This window comes from Haladaptatus sp. CMSO5, assembly GCF_036689885.1.
Taxonomy (GTDB): domain Archaea; phylum Halobacteriota; class Halobacteria; order Halobacteriales; family Halococcaceae; genus QDMS2.
This window is the reverse complement of the sequence record NZ_JBAHVW010000001.1, coordinates 271,422-286,985: the sequence shown is the minus strand read 5'-3', so window position 1 is coordinate 286,985 and position 15,564 is coordinate 271,422. Positions and strand designations below refer to the sequence as shown.

The window sequence follows — 15,564 nt, the reverse complement described above, 5'->3', positions numbered from 1 at the left end:
CTCAGTAACATGTACTGGCAAGACTAAAATCGTTGCGCCTTTTCAGAACGTCTCAACCTTCGACATTACGACGAGTCGACGCGCTCTACGGTGAAGGTGCATGGTTGTTCACTCAACTCCAAGATGCGCTCGCGCGCCTGTGCTCTCGACGCCGCGACCACGACCAATCCATCGACTGACGCATCTCCCGATGCTCTGTAGGCAGCCAGCGCATTGTCTGCAAACTCGGTCGCATACGTGCGCAACACGCCTCGGACCCGCTGTTCCATTGTCGCTAAATCCATCTCACCGTGCTCGAAGGCGGCGAGCGCGTCCTCGATGTTCCGGAGGGCAGAAATCCGGTCCATCTACGTCGTCCGGAGGTGGTCGGTGCGGGGTTCGTACACCTCGCCTTTCTGTTTGAGCTTCTCGATTTCGTGTTCGGCCTTCGAGTGGTCCATGCCAATCTCCTCTGCGCGGTCTAACACCACGTCGATTGGCGCGCCGTCTTCGTACTCGTCTTCGATTTCCGCGATGAGGTTCTTGATGTTCTTCACGCGGTCACGCTGGGTCTTAGAGCGCCCCGTCTCGACTACGTCCGCGTCGAACTGGCCGGTTTCTGGGTCAACCCCAATGTCCTGTAGACACGACCGGACGAGTTCGATGACGCGCTCTGCGTCCTCTTCGTGCACCGTATCAGAGAGACGCAACCGCGCACTCGCCTCTGCGAGCCGCACCAGCCCTTCGAGTTTCCGGGCGGTCACGGGCACCGGTGCGTCTTCGTCTGCGCCTTTCGAGCGCAGGTCGACGTAGAAGTCGCGGATGGCCTCCTTCGCCTCGTCGCTCATCGTCGGGTAGCAGGTGCGCTTTGCGAACGCGATGTATTTGCGGAGCAACTCGGCGTCGATGACCGGAGCGACCTCCTCGGTCACGTCGTTCACCTGCTGTTCGGTGAAGTTAGAGGAGTTCGTGTGCGTGCGGTGGGTGTGGAGTTCGCCGGCGTAGTTGGTTCTGATGATGTGCTCTGCGAGTTCGGTGTCCTTCTCTGCATCCGGTTTGTCCGTCACCGTGAAGATGAGGTCGAACCGCGAGATGAGCGCCGGTTCGAGGTCGATTTGCTCGCCAATCGGCTCGTACGGGTCGAATCGACCGTACTTGGGGTTCGCCGCGCCGAGCAGCGAACACCGCGACTTGAGCGTCGCGTTGATGCCCGCTTTTGAGACTGAAATCGAGTTGTGGAGCACAACTCCCTGACTGACGAACGTATTGGTTGGCTCAACAGTTACGTCGTACACCCACTCTGTTTCGTACTCACCAGCGTTCGGAATGACCTCCACGTCCGTGACACGATAGTACCGGAGTTCACATCCTGTTTCGAGCTTGCTGATTCGCTGTTCAGCTTCTTCGAGAGCTCGTTGCACAGTAGCATATGCACGGTTTGTCAGTTGTTCCCGCGCTTGCTCGTCATAGCCACCCGCTTCTGCGTAGTGAATTGTGCTCGTCGTCACGCCGTCCAACCGTTCTGCGAGCTGACGACCGGACCAGTTGATTGTCATCCGAATCGTAGCGAGGGTAGTTGCGTTTTCGAGTTCTCGTTTGACTACTTTTACGCGGTCGCGAATCTTTGCAATCTCATCCTGTACGGTTTCCACTCGAATGCCGAATCCCTCATCAAGCGTCGGACCGAACTTCCCGGTGAGATTGAGACCGACGAGTTTCCGCAGGTTACGGATCTCTCGTGCCACGTCTGTTGGCATTACGTCATGGTGTCTCGGAGTGGCCTCGCTTCGGTCTGCAAACGCCACAGCATCGTCGTATCGGTTGTCTGTTTGTTCGACTACCGCATCGACGAATTGACGGGTTGAATCGCCCATCACGTATACTTTCCACGAATTTTCGGCGATATCATGGTGGATGCGGGAACCAACGCCGATCTTCGCAAGCGCATCCGCGTAGTCTTCTGCGAGCCCTTCTGATGCCGTCGAAAATGACATGGCCTCGCTTTCGACCCCACCGTCACCTGCGAATGCACCGACGAGGAACCGACGAATGTGTTCCTCAGACGCTCCGAGCACCTTCGCTGGAATTCTCTTGTCGCGGGCCGTGTGCATGAATTCAGGGAAGTTCGCCTCAAACCATCGGTACAATTTGGTTGAGACCCACCGCTTTGTCACCGTTCCGGCACCGTTTACTGCGTCGGTACTTTCGATTGCAAACGCGTTTCGTGCGAGTGTTGCGGCCCGTTCGAGTAACCGTTGATCCTGATTTGAGAATCCGATTTCGTGGCTTGAGCCAGCATATGAGTGTCCCTCGGCAACAAGGAGTCCAAGAAGTTCGGCGAGATCTGGTGTAAGTGACTCGGGGAGTCGCACATCTTTTTCTTTCCCCTGTAGTGGTTCGTCAGCTAGCGTGACACCAGTCGCAGAGTTTGGGAGCTTTCGTGGCGCGGGGACGAAATCACCGACCGAAATGTCGCGCGCTTCGACCGTCTCAATGTCACTTCCTGCAATGAACATTGGATGCTCTGGCGTGACCAATACCTCGCGTCCGTTCGAAAACTGCACTTTCACGAACTCGTCAGGTGCCTCGTGGCGGCTGACTCGGTCAACAGGGTGTTTCGTCGTCTTATTCGACTCGAAATCAACAGAATGGACTCGAGTATCATCAACCGAAATAATCTCACAGTTGATTCCATCGACGACTGCATCTGGATTGGCTGCCATCTTGGCATCAACAAACTCGCCGATTTTCTCACGTCGTCCATCAGCAAGCAAGATTTCTGAACTCGGGTGATATGACTGCTGCTCAAGCGCTTCGTGCATCGCAGAGCGGTCTTCCGGGCGCATCTTGTCGAGTTCGTCCACCGCCGCAATCCCCTTGTCTGCGAGGACGAGCGCCCCGGCTTCGAGCGTCCACTGCTGGCCGTCGCCGAAGTCGTCGCGCACCGCCGCGGCCGTGAGACCCGCAGAGGACGACCCCTTCCCGGAGGTGTACACCGACCGCGGCGCGATGTTTCGGATGTACTGGAGCATCGCGGACTTCCCCGTCCCGGGGTCACCAATCAGGAGCATGTGCAGGTCACCGCGGATGCGAGACCCATCGGGGAGGTGTTTGGTCACGCCCGAGAACAACTGGAGAATCATCGCTAACTTCTCCTGGTCGTAGCCGAAAATCGAGGGGGCAATCGAACCGACCATCTTCTCGTAAATCTCCGCATCCTGTGAGAGTTCGATGATGGCTTTCTTGTCCTCCTCGGTGATGTCCATGTCTTCGAACTGCTCGTCTTCGATGACGATGGAACTTCCCTCCATGTACACGTCGAACATCGGGGACTTCTCTTGATTGTTCCCCTGCTGTTCTAAGTGCAAAATCCCGGTCACGCGGACGTGGTCGCCCGCCGTAACCTTCCCTGTGATGTCGTCTTCGATGTGGATGTCGATGCTCTGGGGCGTCTCACCGCCGCGCAGTCCCTCGGGGCTTTCCTGTACCCGGAGTTTCTGGGCGTCGATGAACTCAGACTGGTCGAAGTTGATCGAAAACGGCCCCTGTCGCTCGCAGCCCTGACACTCGTGGGGCTCTTGGAAATCGCCACCCGCCTGCTGGATGAACGATAGCGTCCCACAGCGCAGACACTCAAAGGCGGCCTCCTGAATCTTCGGCCGCACGTCGGTTGCCTTTCGGACGATACCCTGCACCGCGATGAGTCGGCCACGATGCCGGGCGCGAATCTTCCGGATGTCCGTCGCCTCCGGCAGATTGCGGATGCGGATGTGCGCCCGGCCGAGACCCACGTCCACCGGCAAGTCGTACATCCGAAGCGCCTCCTCTGCGTACTGCTGGAGTTGGCCCGGCTGTGACTGATAGTCGTCTGCGAGGTCGGGGTCGAAGCGGTAGAGGTCTTGATAATCCAGATACAGCGACCGCTGCTCGTTGGGGTACTTCTGTGCGAGTTCCCCGATTGCGTCGCGGTAGTAGTTCCGGTAGAACTCTTCGAATCGGTCAATGAGCTCTGCGTTTTCCGCGTGCGCCATTCAACTGAAATGTACCCCACCATCGGCTAAGTAGTTTGGCAAAGGGCGGACTGAAAGTGAATCTCACTCGGGCGAATCACTATATACGAAGCCGACCTCGCCACATGCAGTGATTCGTTGATGCCCGGCCCCGCCTTTCTCTCCGGTGACACCGTCTCGTTGCACACCGTGTCGCGCGCCGACCTCTATTTCATCCAGCAACACGCAAACGACCCGCGCGTCTGGCATTCGCTCGCCAAAGCCGCACCCGTAAACGAGTTACAGGAAGAACAGTGGTACGAATCGTGGAGCGACAGCGACGACGTGCGCCTCCTGATTCGTGTCGACGGCGAGTCCGTTGGTTTCATCAGCCTGAGCGACTTCGACACCGTCCACGGCTCTGGCACCCTCGGCTACTGGATTGCCCCCGACCACTGGGGTAATGGCTACGCCACCGAAGCCGTCTCGCTCATCTGCGACTACGGCTTTGGCCACCGTCGTCTGCACAAACTCATCGCCTACGTTTACGACTTTAACACCGGGTCACAGCGCGTGCTTGAAAACCTCGGCTTCACCAAAGAAGGCCACCTCCGCGACGGCGGGTTCATCGACCACGAGTACGTGGACTTGCTGCTGTACGGCGTCCTCGAAGACGAGTGGCGGGCGGCTCAGAGCTGACTGGACTGTTTCCCTTCTTCGATTCCGCCCCTGTATCCGGTGTACGTATAGTATCCGAAGCCGCCGACGAACAGCACCGTCAGCACCCAGACGTAGAAGTTCACCACGAACAGCATCGTGACGGTGAACAACACCACAAGAGTGGCGACCAGCGAGATGAGCACATCGAGTCGAATGAGCAGGTCTGGGTCTGTCATGCTCTATGATTGGTCTCCCACGTAGTAGTCTCTCTGCTCAGACGTTCCCAGACGTGAACCCGGCCACAAACACGGTGCTCTCTACCGCAGACGTCTCTATCCCATTCTCTCTCACTCACAATGGTGGTAGCAACATTTACCCAGTAGAACGTTCTACTACTACTACTACTATGGCAACCTCGGTAAAGATGGACGACGACACCAAATCCCAGCTTGAACGGCTTCAGGCTGAGATTCGGCTGAAAACTGGGAACCGAGTCACCCAACAGGAGATTCTGGCACGGCTTGTCGAACGTGCCATCGAGTCCAAAGCAGACCTCATCGACTCATTCCGTGAGCAACGCGTTCCCCTTACCGACTCCGAACGCGAGCAGTTCCACGCGGGAATGGTCTCCTCTGGGGTCACAACGACCGAAGATGACATCGACGACGTACTGTACGGATGAGCGTCTTTGTCGATACCGGCGTGTTCTTCGCGCACCACGATACGGACGCAGACCGCCACGACAGCGCAGTCTCAGCCTTCGAGGACCTGCTCGACGGAGCCTACGGACAACCGTATACGAATGACTACGTGCTCGACGAAACCGTGACACTCACGCGTGTTCGGACCGGGTCGTTTGACGCTGCGGACACCGTCGCCCGTCGTATCCTCGGCGAAGACCCGTTTCCCTCCGTCTTCGACATGCTTCACGTCGAACCGGACGAGGTTCGGGCAGCGCTCGAAACCTTCCGACGCTACGACGACCACGACCTGAGTTTCACCGACGCGACGATACTCGCACAGTGCGAGTCACGCGGCATTGACGCCGTGTTGAGTTTTGATACTGATTTCGACGGCCTTGTAGAGCGCACCGAACCGGGTTTCTGAGTGGATTGCTCAAATCGTCGCTCTCACGCGTGTTCCCACCCGGATTTGAACGCCAGTCGCTGTCGCTCCTTCGTTCAAATCGGCTGCTCGTCACGAACACCTCCGCTCACGAGTTTGTTCGCGACAGAAGTTCAGTGGGACCACCCGGATTTGAACCACGGTCGCTCGCTATCGCTCGCTCTCTGCTTCAAATCCGCGGCTCATCAGAAAGCTCTCGCTCGCCAATTTGCTCGCGAGAGAATTATGGGACCACCCGGATTTGAACCAAGCCGAGACCTCACTACGTTCGGTCTCGTCGGATTCAAACCGACTGCTCTTCAAAATCATATCCTCTCACGGCGTGATTCGCACACGCCTCGCGGTGCTCGTCGGTGTTGTTCGCGGAATAAGTTATGGGACCACCCGGATTTGAACCAGGGTCACAGCGTCCCAAACGCTGAAGGATACCAAGCTACCCCATGGTCCCGCAATACTGGCTTATCGGCAGCAGTTGTAAAGGGTTTCGTTATGCGTCGGGCGATTAGCGAGTAGTTCACACGCCCCAGATCATGTAGATGCCCACCGTCGTCACGACGGCGAACAAGAGTTGGAGAGGCGTCCCGACTTTCACGTAGTCCATGAACTTGTAGCCGCCCGGGCCGTAGACGAACAGGTTGGTCTGGTAGCCAACGGGCGTCATGAACGCCGTCGAGGCGGCGAACGTCACCGCGAGCACGAACGAAAACGCGTTCGCGCCGATGTCGCCCGCCGCCTGAATCGCCACCGGAATCATGAGCACGACGCTCGCGTTGTTGCTGATGATGTTCGTGAGCAGTGCGGTTCCGATGTAGAACACCCCGAGCACGCCAATCGCGGGCAACACGTCTGCGGACATCACGATGAGGTTGGCGAGCAACTCAGCCGCACCGGTGCGCTCCATCGCAATGCCGAGCGGAATCACGCCCGCGAGCAGGAAGATGACGTCCCACTGCACCGCTTCGTACACCTCCGGCGGGCGGAGACAGCCCGTTGCGACCATCGCCACCGCCCCGCCGAGCGCAGAAACGACGATGGGCACCACGCCGAGGGCGGCGAGGGTGACGACGCCCGTTACGATGCCGACGGCAATCGGAATCTTCGACTCGCGGTAGTCCGGCCGCTCGACCTCTTGGGCGATAATGAAGTTGCGATTCCGGCTGAGGCGGTTGATGCTGTCGGCCGTCGCTTGGACGAGCAGCGTGTCACCCACGCGAAGCGGCGAGTTGTCCATCCGCTGGCGGATGAGTTCGCCACCCCGGCGCAGCGCGAGCACGGTCGCGTCATACCGTTGTCGGAAGTTCGCCGTCGAGAGCGACTGGCCGACGAGCGCAGACGAGGGTGCGATGACGACTTCGATGAGGTTGCGCCCCTCACCGATTTGCTCCAGCTCCTCGTCGGTGACTTTCACCTCGGGAAGGAGGTCTAACCCTTCTGCGTCAATCAGTTGGACGAGCGTCCGTCGGTCGGTACGCACCGCGAAAATATCGCCCGCCTGAATCATCTTCGGGCCGAGCGGTTCTAAGAAGACGGCGTCGTTGCGAATCAACTGAATCAAGTCAACGTCGAAATCGGTCTCTTTGAGCGCTTCTTGCACCGTCTGGCCGATGATGGGTGAGTCCTCTCGGACGACCACTTCGGTCAGGTACTCGGCCATCTCGTACTCTTCGGTGAGGTCTTCTTCGGGTTTGATGCGCTCTGGGAGCAGGAATCGCCCGATTGTGAGCAAGTAGAGCACGCCAACGACGGTCACAATCGCGCCGAGTTGCGTGAACTCGAACATCGTAAAGGGGCGGTCGAGCAGTCGCGCCGACAGGTCGGAAGCAAGGATGCTGGTTGAGGTTCCAATCAGGGTCAACATCCCACCGAACATCGAGGCATACGAAAGCGGAATCAGGAGCTTTGAGGGCGAGGTGCGTCCTTTGTGGGCCAAATCCGTCACCATCGGCAGGAGAATCGCCACCGCCGCGGTGTTGTTGATGAACCCCGAGATTGGGCCGACGATGCCGACGGTCGCAAACAGCTGTCGCCCTTCGCTCTCGCGGGTGAACTTCGCCACCCACGCCCCGAGCATCTGGATGACCCCGGTTCGCTGGATGCCGTAACTCAGCACGAACATCGCGAGTACGGTGACGGTTGCCGGACTCGCAAAGCCAGAAATCCCGTCTTCGGGCGTGATGCCGGTCAGCGGCCCAAGTACCATCAGCGCGACCATGATGCCGATTGCGGTGATGTCGACGGGAACCGGCTCGGTCGCAAACAGAACGAGTGCGATGAGGATGATGGCAAAAACCACCATGGCTCCCGGTGTCAACGCTGAAAGTACCACACACCTATGTCAGGTGCAACTGGGAAAAAGAGTGCGGTCGTCAGGATTCCGGGTCGCGCAACTCGATGTTCGCCACGATTTCGTACGGACTGAGGCCCTTCCGAATGCCGTCTAACATGGTGAACGCCTCGCCCGGTGAGAGGAAGTGACGTGCCACCGCACGCCCGAGGGGTGTCGGTTCGAACCCGTCGATGAAGTTGTACTGCAACAGCTTTCCAATCGCGTGTTTCGTCGGAATGTCGCCGAGCATGCGGTCGTTCAGTCGCTTTGCGCCTTTTCCGGCGACGACGAGGTTCGCCAGCGTTTCTTCGACGGCGGCGTCCTCGTCGTAGGGGGTTTCGACGGGTTCCATCTCGTCTTTCAGCAGCGTGAACGCGACTTCGTCCTCAGAGCGCTCCATGCTGCCGTGGTAGGAGCCGTCAGGTTCGACGAGGAGGTAGACGACGCCCTTGTCGTGGTAATCAGGTCGCCCAGCACGTCCGAGCATCTGGTGGAACTCTTGGACGGAAAGCCACTCGATGCCCATGGCGAGCGAGTCGAAGATGACCTGCGAGGCGGGGAAGTCAACCCCCGCCGCGAGCGCCGCGGTCGTGACCACGGCGGCCAGTTCCTGTTCTGCGAACATTTTCTCGACTTTCTTGCGACGCTTGTAGTCGAGGCCCGCGTGGTACGGTGCGGCGTTGTACTCCAGTTTCCGCGTAATCTCGTGACAGCGTCGCCGCGAGTTGGTGAAGATAATCGTCTGCCCGCGATAGCCCTTCGAGGATTTCGTGTCGAACGCGCGGCGCACCAGTTTGTTCTCGATGCGCGGCTTTTCAGCGCCTGAGGCGAACGTGACGTGGCGCTCGATGGGGACCGGGCGCTCTTCGAACTCGATGAGCGTTGCTCTGAGCTGTTTGGCGAGCCACTTCGGGTTTCCGACGGTCGCAGAGAGGTAAATCCACTGTGCGCCTGAGTACGATTTCTTGCGTTTGGCGCGCTCGTCGCAGTAGTACTTCAGCCGCGAGATGAGGCCGTCGAGGCGGTGGCCCCGGCCCTCGTCTTCTAACATGTGGACTTCGTCGATCACGACCGTTCCAATGTCGCCCAAGTCCTTGCCCGTCCGCAGTGCGTGGTCGATGCCTTCGTAGGTGCCCACAATCACGTCCGCGTTCGGGTCAAAGCGATTGCCGTTGTCCTGTACCCGACTCGCACCGACCCGAATCGTGACCTTGCCGAGGTGGCCGTAGCGCTTCTTGAAGTCCTCGTGTTTCTGGTTTGCGAGCGCGACGAGCGGGACGAGAAACAGCATCTTCCCCTTGTTGTTGAGGTGGTTGTTGATGCCCGCCATCTCCCCGATGAGCGTTTTCCCGGTTGCGGTTGCACTCACGACGAGCTGGTCGTTCCCGTCGAGCAGGCCGTTTCTCACCGACAGACTCTGGACTGGCAGGAGGGTCTCGAAGCGGTCTGTGAGCAGGTTCTTGATGCCCGGATGCATCTTGAGTGACTCTGTCGTCACGGGGTCTACGTCCTCGACGGTGGCCGAAATCTCGTCGAACTTCGTCAGGTCGGGGTCTAAGTTCCCCTTCAGGAGGTTCGTAATCCGCTCTAAGTTCTGTACCGACAGGAGGAGGTCTTCGAGGCGTTCGACGGCGGTCGCGGTCAACTCACCTTGGAAGGAGAGTTCGCGCTCTAGCTCGCGTTTTGCACAGTCGGGACAGATGTGCTCGCGGTCGGTTTCGATGGCCGTCTCGCTCGTGAGCGGCGAATAGCGCCCCTCTCCGGCGCAAATGCGGCAGGTTCGCACGCGTTTTGCTTCGAGTTGGTAGCCGTCAAGCATCTCGAGGAGTTCTGCTTCGGCGTGCGATGAGGTCTGCTCTGAGATGCGAATGCGGCTGGCTCGCCGGGCGATTTCGACGAACTGGTCGGGGCTGCGTGGCTCTTCGTTGGAGCCGCGAATCACCCGAAAGCGGGCGGGTCGAGGGCCTGCGTTCGTCTCCTTGAGTTCGAGTCGGGCGCGAAATACCCGCTCGCCGTCGCGCATGACGGAGACGAGATAGTAGTCGCCAATCTCGTGGAGGAACAGCGTGTCGACCCGGGCGAGCTGCTGTGACACGGTCGAATGTACGCAGGCCCGGGTACTTCAGTCACTCGCTACTCGGTGAGGGAGATGGTGTCGTCGCCATTTGGCACCGCACAGAGGAACGCACCCGGCTCGTCGCCTTCGTTTCGATACCAGTGGACCGTTCCGGCCGGAATCAACAGCGAATCGCCCGCAGTGACGGTGTACTCCTCGTCGCCAATACCGACGACGTACTCGCCCTCTAAGACGTACTGTTCGTGTTCGACCTCGTTCGTGTGCTTCGGAACGCTCGCGCCGGGGTCAAGGGTGAACCGGCGAATGGCGAAATGTGGTGCGCCCTCCTGGTCGCTGATGAGGACGCCTTTTGCCATTCCCGCTGCGGCTCCGACAGGTTCGTAGGTGATGTCTTCGGCGCGTCGAACGAGTGGGGTTGGCTGGTCTGTCATACCCCATTTAGCCCCGCCTGTGAGATAAGAATTGGTCACACGGCACGCGCTCTTAAGGGGCTTGCGCGCTTACCCCCAGTCATGCGAAGTTTCCAGATCGGGCGGCTGTTTGGCATCCCGATCAAACTCGACCTGACATTCCTGCTGGTACTTCCCGTGTTCGCCTGGCTCATCGGGACGCAGGTCGGACTGTGGGCAGGGACGCTGAACAGCCTCTGGGGGACAGCCATCGACCCCGCAAACCTCGATGGGACCCAGATGCCGTGGATTCTCGGTGCGGTGAGCGCGGTTGGCCTGTTCATCGGCGTCGTCCTCCACGAACTCGGCCACTCGCTGGTCTCCATGCGATTTGGCTTCCCCATCGCCTCCATCAAACTCTGGTTGCTCGGCGGGGTTGCCCAACTCACCGAGATGCCCGAAAACTGGAAACAGGAACTCCTCATCGCCATCGCTGGCCCCATCGTCAGCATCGCACAGGGCATCATATTCTACCTCATTCTCGTCGCGGTTCCCGGCTTCAGCGACCCGGTCAAATTCGTCATTGGCTATCTCGCACTCACCAACTTCGCGCTCGCGGCGTTCAACCTCTTGCCGGGCTTTCCGATGGACGGCGGGCGCGTCCTCCGTGCTCTGCTCGCGCGCAATCGGCCGTACGCCCAAGCCACCCGCATCGCCGCCGAGGTGGGCAAGGCGTTCGCCATCTTCCTCGCCCTGATCGGCCTGTTCGGTGGCGGTGGCATCTTCATGGTCGCCATCGCGTTTTTCATCTACATCGGCGCCTCCTCAGAGAGCCAGCAGATGACGATGAAAGCCGCCTTCGAGGGCGTCCGTGTCAGCGACATCATGACGCCAAAAGACCAGGTCGATTCGGTGAGTCCCGACAACTCCGTGACCGAACTGCTCCGCCGGATGTTCGAAGAACGCCACACGGGCTACCCCGTCATGCGAAACACCGACCTCGTCGGCATGGTCACGCTCTCTGACGCCCGCGAAGTGAAGGAAGTCGAACGCGACGCCTATACGGTGTCCGATGTGATGAGCGACGAACTCCACACGATTCTGCCTGAGAGCAACGCCCTTGACGCGCTCCAGCAGATGCAACAACACGGCATCGGCCGCCTGCTCGTCGTGGACGAAATGGGCACGTTCCACGGCCTCATCTCGCGGACAGACCTCATGACCGCCTTCGACATCATCCAGTCGAGCGGACCAACGCAGGTTCGCCCGGGCAAAACCGCCGTCGACCCGCCGTCACAGATGTTCGACGACCCATCCCAGTAATCAGACCGTCTCGATTTCCTCGTGTAACCACGCCGCCGCGGCGTCGAGCGCTTTCTCATCTGTTCCCCGCAACTTCAGTCGGTTTCGCCCTTCCTCGCGATTCGGATAACACCCGACGGCGACGCCAAACTCGTCTCTGACCGTCGTGAGCACCGAGAGCAACTGCCCTTCCGGCGTCGGCGTGTAGAGCGTCCGCGTCTGCATGTCACCCGAGAACTCGGCTGCGACCTGTTCGAACATAGCCTTCATCTCCGAGGGGATGCCGGGGACGGCGTAGACATTTTTCAACACGCACCCGGGTGAGAGTCCGGCGTCGTTAATCAGCACCCGCGAACCAGCCGGAATCGACGCCTCTGCGGTCGCGTCGATGTCCAAATCCGGATATTTGTCGGCTATTGCGGCGAGACGCGCTTCGACCGCTTCAAGCGCCTCGTCGTTCACTTCGAGGTCGCGGTCGAACGCGCGGGCGAGGCTCGCCATCGTCACGTCGTCTGGCGTCCCGCCGAGGCCGCCGGTCACGATGACGGCGTCGAAGGCGTCGCTGTACGCTCGAATCTGGTTTGCGATGACTTCCTCGTCATCGGGAACCACGAGAATCCGCACGACTGAGACGCCTCGCTCGCCCAACTGCCGGGCCAGCCACGAGGCGTTCGTGTTGTCGATATCGCCGGCGAGGAGTTCGTCGCCGACGGTCAACAGTGCGACTTGCATACCCAGATCTGGTCTGGCGAGCGGGTTAAGCGGTCGGGAAACCCTCCCAGTGAACCCCTTCGGTTCCAGTGGAGAATGCGGCCGAAAAAGAGCGCGTGTGGTGGTTACTGGCCCTGTTTTGCGACCGAGAGCGAGGCGAAAAAGCCGAAGTAGGCAATCACGCCGGAGAGCAGGCACAGTTGGTAGGCCCACTCTGGCCCCTGCAACACGTCGAACAGGATGGTCACAACGGTGACCCAACAGAGCGCGAACGCGAGGTCGACGACCATCCCGTCACGGTGCTCGTGGACGTGATTTCGGACGGTCGCAACCAGCCCACCGTTCGCCGAAACCTCCTCGCCCATCAGTCGTCACCTCGTTCGTCAATGACGAGCACTGGGCGGTGGGTCGTTCGGAGGACGCGCTCGGTGACGCTCCCGAGGAGCGCTCGCTTGACGCCCGACCGGCCGTGGCTGCCCATCACGACGAGGTCGATGTCCTTCGAATCGGCATACCCCGCGATGACGTCGTGTGGCGCGCCGACGCGTACCTCCTCGTGAACCTCTACGTCGTGGTCAGCGGCTGCTGCGGCGACGGCTCCCGTCGCCTTGTCTGCCTTCTCTTGCAGTTCGGTCATCTCACCGAAGTTGCCCTGTGTGATGCGGTCTACCTGTTCGGTACCGAGCCCGAAGTTCACCGCGTCGATGTCGACGACGTACAGGGCGTGCAGTCGGGCACCGTAGGTTGCAGCGAGGTCGACGGCGTGGGCAACCGCGACGTTCGCCGTGTCGCTTCCGTCAGTCGGAATGAGGATGTTCTCGTACATGGTTAGTCGTCAGCGGGCGTTTTACCGCCGCTGCTTGAGACGATGTCTTCTGCGCTCTGTTGCTGGCCCATCGGTTCTGGGCTGTGACACTGGCGAACCATCCGTTTCGTCTCAAGCGATGGTTCCGGCGTCACCAGCGAGACGGCGATGGTGACGAGGAAGACGAGCGGCGTGCCGACCAGCGCGGCCCCAATCGGGGGCACGTACTGGGCGTAAATCGGGATGAGCGCGTTTCCGGACCCACCGGCGATGTCTGCGAGGAACGGTACGTAGGCCGGGAGCACGCTGTTGATAACCGACGTTATCCAGAGGAGCAGCCCGACGGTCATCCCGGCGAGTGCGCCCTCTCGGTTGGTGTTCTCCCACCAGAGACCGAGGAAGAACATCGGGAACAGCACGGTTCCGGCGAGCGAGAACGCGTAGGCGACGAGCTCACCGATGAGCGCCGGTGGGTTGAACGCGGTCACGGTCACGAGTGCGCCAATCCCGATGATGGTCGCCCGACCGATGAGCACCTGCTGGCGCTGGGTTGCGTCCTGGTTGATGAGTTCGGAATAGATGTCGTGTGCAACCGCCGACGACGCCGTGATGAACAGGCCTGCCGTGGTCGCAATCGCCGCGGCCATCGCACCGGCAGCCACGAGGCCGACGAACCAGCGCGGCAGGTTGGCGAACTGCGCGGCGAGGACGACGATGACGTCGCCTTCCGCGCCGGACATCGCCTGTGCACCACTGAAGACGGCATCAGGCGAGATGTTGTTGACTTTTGCGAAGAGGTCGACGCCGAACGCCGCCATCGCTGGCGCGGCCCAGTACAGCAGGAGGATGAAAAACAGCCCCCAGACGGTCGACCAGCGCGCCGTCCGCTCGCTTTTGACCGTGTAGAAGCGCACGAGGACGTGGGGTAGCCCACACGTCCCGAAGATGAGCGAGAACGCCGTCGCAACCCAGATGTAGTACGAGGCGTTCTGGAACGGTTCTGAGAACTGGCGACCCAGTTCGTTGATGAGCAGGCCATACTCGATTTGCGGGAGAATCGTCGAGTAGCCCTGCGTGAAGCCAACGACGTACACGCCCGCGAGGAACGCGACGATGAGGATGACGTACTGGACGGCCATGTTCTTCGTCGCGCCGAGCATCCCCGAAAGCGCGAGATAGCCGACCGTGATGGTCATCATCACGATAATCATCGGAATGATGTCAAGGCCGAAGACGTACTGGCCGACGAGTCCCATCCCGCGGGCTTGTCCGACCGAGTAGACGTACGCGATGAGGAGCGTCGTAAATGCTGCGAGCGCACGCGCCGTCGGTGAGTTGAATCGGTCTGCGACGAAGTCGGGTGCCGTGTACTTCCCGAACCGACGCATCTGCGCGGCGAGGAAGATGAGCAGGACGAAGTAGCCGGTCGTCCAGCCGACGATGAACGCGAGCCCGTAGAAGCCAGCCAACGCCACGAGTCCAGCGAGACCGAGATAGGATGCAGCCGACATCCAGTTCGCGCCGATTGCCATCCCGTTCTCGATGTTGCCAATGCCCCGTCCAGCGACCCACATCCCCTCAGTGTCTGCCACTTTGAAGATGTAGCCGATGACGAGGAACGACGCCATCATCAGGAAGACGATGATGGCCGGAACGAGCTTGAACGAGATGTCGAGGGCTTCTGCTTGCAGTGGCAGTATCATTGTTCGACACCGCCGTCAGTGGCCTCTACATCGCGCTGTTTGCTGCTTTTTGTCTGCTTGGTCCCGGTGGTGCCGTGCTCGATTCCGTATTTTTGGTCGAGTTTATCGCGTTGACGGGCGTAGATGGCCGCGAGGATGAGCGCGCCCGTCGGTGCACCGAAGGCGATGAGGAAGTAGTGCAGCGGGAAGCCGATGACCGGCATCGTCACCGTCATCGCTTCAGGGGCGAGTGCCGTCGCCGTCACCGGGCCGAAGACGATGAGCGCCCAGATGGCGAAACTGGCCCAGACCACTTTGAGGTGGTCTCGCATGAAGGGCGTGCTCGGTTTGAGGAGGTTCACCTCTTCGTCTAGGTAGTCTGTGTTCCGGTGTTTCTTTGCAGCCTGCGTGAGCGTGCCTCCGTCGGGTTCGACCCGCGGTGCATCCGCCGTATCATGTGTGTGTTTTTCTTCCATAGGTCGTAGTGTGCAGTGGTCGTGTGAGCCGATTGTGTGAAAA

Annotated in this window: 15 protein-coding genes and 1 tRNA gene; 4 read left to right on the top strand and 12 right to left on the bottom strand. The window is 60.0% G+C overall.

The features are described 5' to 3' along the window. Positions 1-65: 65 nt before the first annotated feature. Complete coding sequence (locus V5N12_RS01465; protein ID WP_332897376.1) at positions 66-347, bottom strand: DUF7854 family protein; 282 nt, start codon at positions 345-347, stop codon at positions 66-68. After that, complete coding sequence (locus V5N12_RS01460; RefSeq protein ID WP_332897375.1) at positions 348-4,010, bottom strand: LAGLIDADG family homing endonuclease; 3,663 nt, start codon at positions 4,008-4,010, stop codon at positions 348-350. A 120-nt stretch (positions 4,011-4,130) separates the two neighbouring features. Here V5N12_RS01460 and V5N12_RS01455 point away from each other — a divergent pair, with 120 nt between their 5' ends. Then, the gene (locus V5N12_RS01455) at positions 4,131-4,667 is read left to right on the top strand and encodes a GNAT family N-acetyltransferase (protein ID WP_332897374.1); all 537 of its coding nucleotides are present in this window, start codon (positions 4,131-4,133) and stop codon (positions 4,665-4,667) included. On the opposite strand, the gene V5N12_RS01450 is transcribed toward V5N12_RS01455, so the two are convergent. After that, positions 4,658-4,864 (bottom strand): hypothetical protein, encoded by a 207-nt coding sequence (locus V5N12_RS01450; RefSeq protein WP_332897373.1) that lies wholly within the window; start codon positions 4,862-4,864, stop codon positions 4,658-4,660. The genes V5N12_RS01455 and V5N12_RS01450 overlap by 10 nt on opposite strands. A gap of 170 nt (positions 4,865-5,034) precedes the next feature. On the opposite strand from V5N12_RS01450, the gene V5N12_RS01445 reads away from it, so the two are divergent. Next, positions 5,035-5,310: a hypothetical protein gene (locus V5N12_RS01445; RefSeq protein ID WP_332897372.1), complete on the top strand. Its 276-nt coding sequence runs from the start codon at positions 5,035-5,037 to the stop codon at positions 5,308-5,310. Further along, entirely contained in the window at positions 5,307-5,735 is a 429-nt protein-coding gene (locus tag V5N12_RS01440; RefSeq protein WP_332897371.1) for a type II toxin-antitoxin system VapC family toxin, read from the top strand. The genes V5N12_RS01445 and V5N12_RS01440 overlap by 4 nt, the downstream gene beginning before the upstream one ends. Positions 5,736-6,128: 393 nt before the next feature. Here the strand turns inward: V5N12_RS01440 and V5N12_RS01435 are convergent. The 4 genes from V5N12_RS01435 to V5N12_RS01420 all read right to left on the bottom strand — a co-directional run bounded on the left by V5N12_RS01435 (position 6,129) and on the right by V5N12_RS01420 (position 10,587). Continuing rightward, positions 6,129-6,201, bottom strand: a tRNA-Pro gene (locus V5N12_RS01435). A 66-nt stretch (positions 6,202-6,267) separates the two neighbouring features. Continuing rightward, the gene (locus V5N12_RS01430; protein WP_332900062.1) at positions 6,268-8,049 is read right to left on the bottom strand and encodes an SLC13 family permease; all 1,782 of its coding nucleotides are present in this window, start codon (positions 8,047-8,049) and stop codon (positions 6,268-6,270) included. A gap of 70 nt (positions 8,050-8,119) precedes the next feature. Continuing rightward, entirely contained in the window at positions 8,120-10,174 is a 2,055-nt protein-coding gene (locus V5N12_RS01425) for a DEAD/DEAH box helicase (RefSeq protein ID WP_332897370.1), read from the bottom strand. 38 nt (positions 10,175-10,212) lie between these two features. Continuing rightward, positions 10,213-10,587 (bottom strand): cupin domain-containing protein, encoded by a 375-nt coding sequence (locus V5N12_RS01420; RefSeq protein ID WP_332897369.1) that lies wholly within the window; start codon positions 10,585-10,587, stop codon positions 10,213-10,215. Between the two features lie 81 nt (positions 10,588-10,668). On the opposite strand from V5N12_RS01420, the gene V5N12_RS01415 reads away from it, so the two are divergent. Beyond that, positions 10,669-11,868, top strand: a complete 1,200-nt coding sequence (locus V5N12_RS01415) for a CBS domain-containing protein (protein WP_332897368.1) — start codon at positions 10,669-10,671, stop codon at positions 11,866-11,868. On the opposite strand, the gene V5N12_RS01410 is transcribed toward V5N12_RS01415, so the two are convergent. The 5 genes from V5N12_RS01410 to V5N12_RS01390 all read right to left on the bottom strand — a co-directional run bounded on the left by V5N12_RS01410 (position 11,869) and on the right by V5N12_RS01390 (position 15,521). Next, entirely contained in the window at positions 11,869-12,579 is a 711-nt protein-coding gene (locus V5N12_RS01410) for a competence/damage-inducible protein A (RefSeq protein ID WP_332897367.1), read from the bottom strand. A 104-nt stretch (positions 12,580-12,683) separates the two neighbouring features. Beyond that, a complete protein-coding gene (locus V5N12_RS01405; RefSeq protein WP_332897366.1) occupies positions 12,684-12,923 on the bottom strand; it encodes a hypothetical protein in 240 nt (79 codons plus the stop codon). Further along, positions 12,923-13,384, bottom strand: coding sequence for a universal stress protein (locus tag V5N12_RS01400; protein ID WP_332897365.1), 462 nt, complete (start codon positions 13,382-13,384; stop codon positions 12,923-12,925). The genes V5N12_RS01405 and V5N12_RS01400 overlap by 1 nt, the downstream gene beginning before the upstream one ends. Positions 13,385-13,386: 2 nt before the next feature. Continuing rightward, positions 13,387-15,066 carry a sodium:solute symporter family transporter gene (locus V5N12_RS01395; protein ID WP_332897364.1) on the bottom strand — a complete coding sequence of 560 codons (1,680 nt, stop codon included), beginning with the start codon at positions 15,064-15,066 and terminating at the stop codon, positions 13,387-13,389. Further along, positions 15,063-15,521: a DUF4212 domain-containing protein gene (locus V5N12_RS01390; protein WP_332897363.1), complete on the bottom strand. Its 459-nt coding sequence runs from the start codon at positions 15,519-15,521 to the stop codon at positions 15,063-15,065. Before V5N12_RS01390 ends, V5N12_RS01395 begins: the two co-directional genes overlap by 4 nt. Positions 15,522-15,564: the final 43 nt, after the last annotated feature.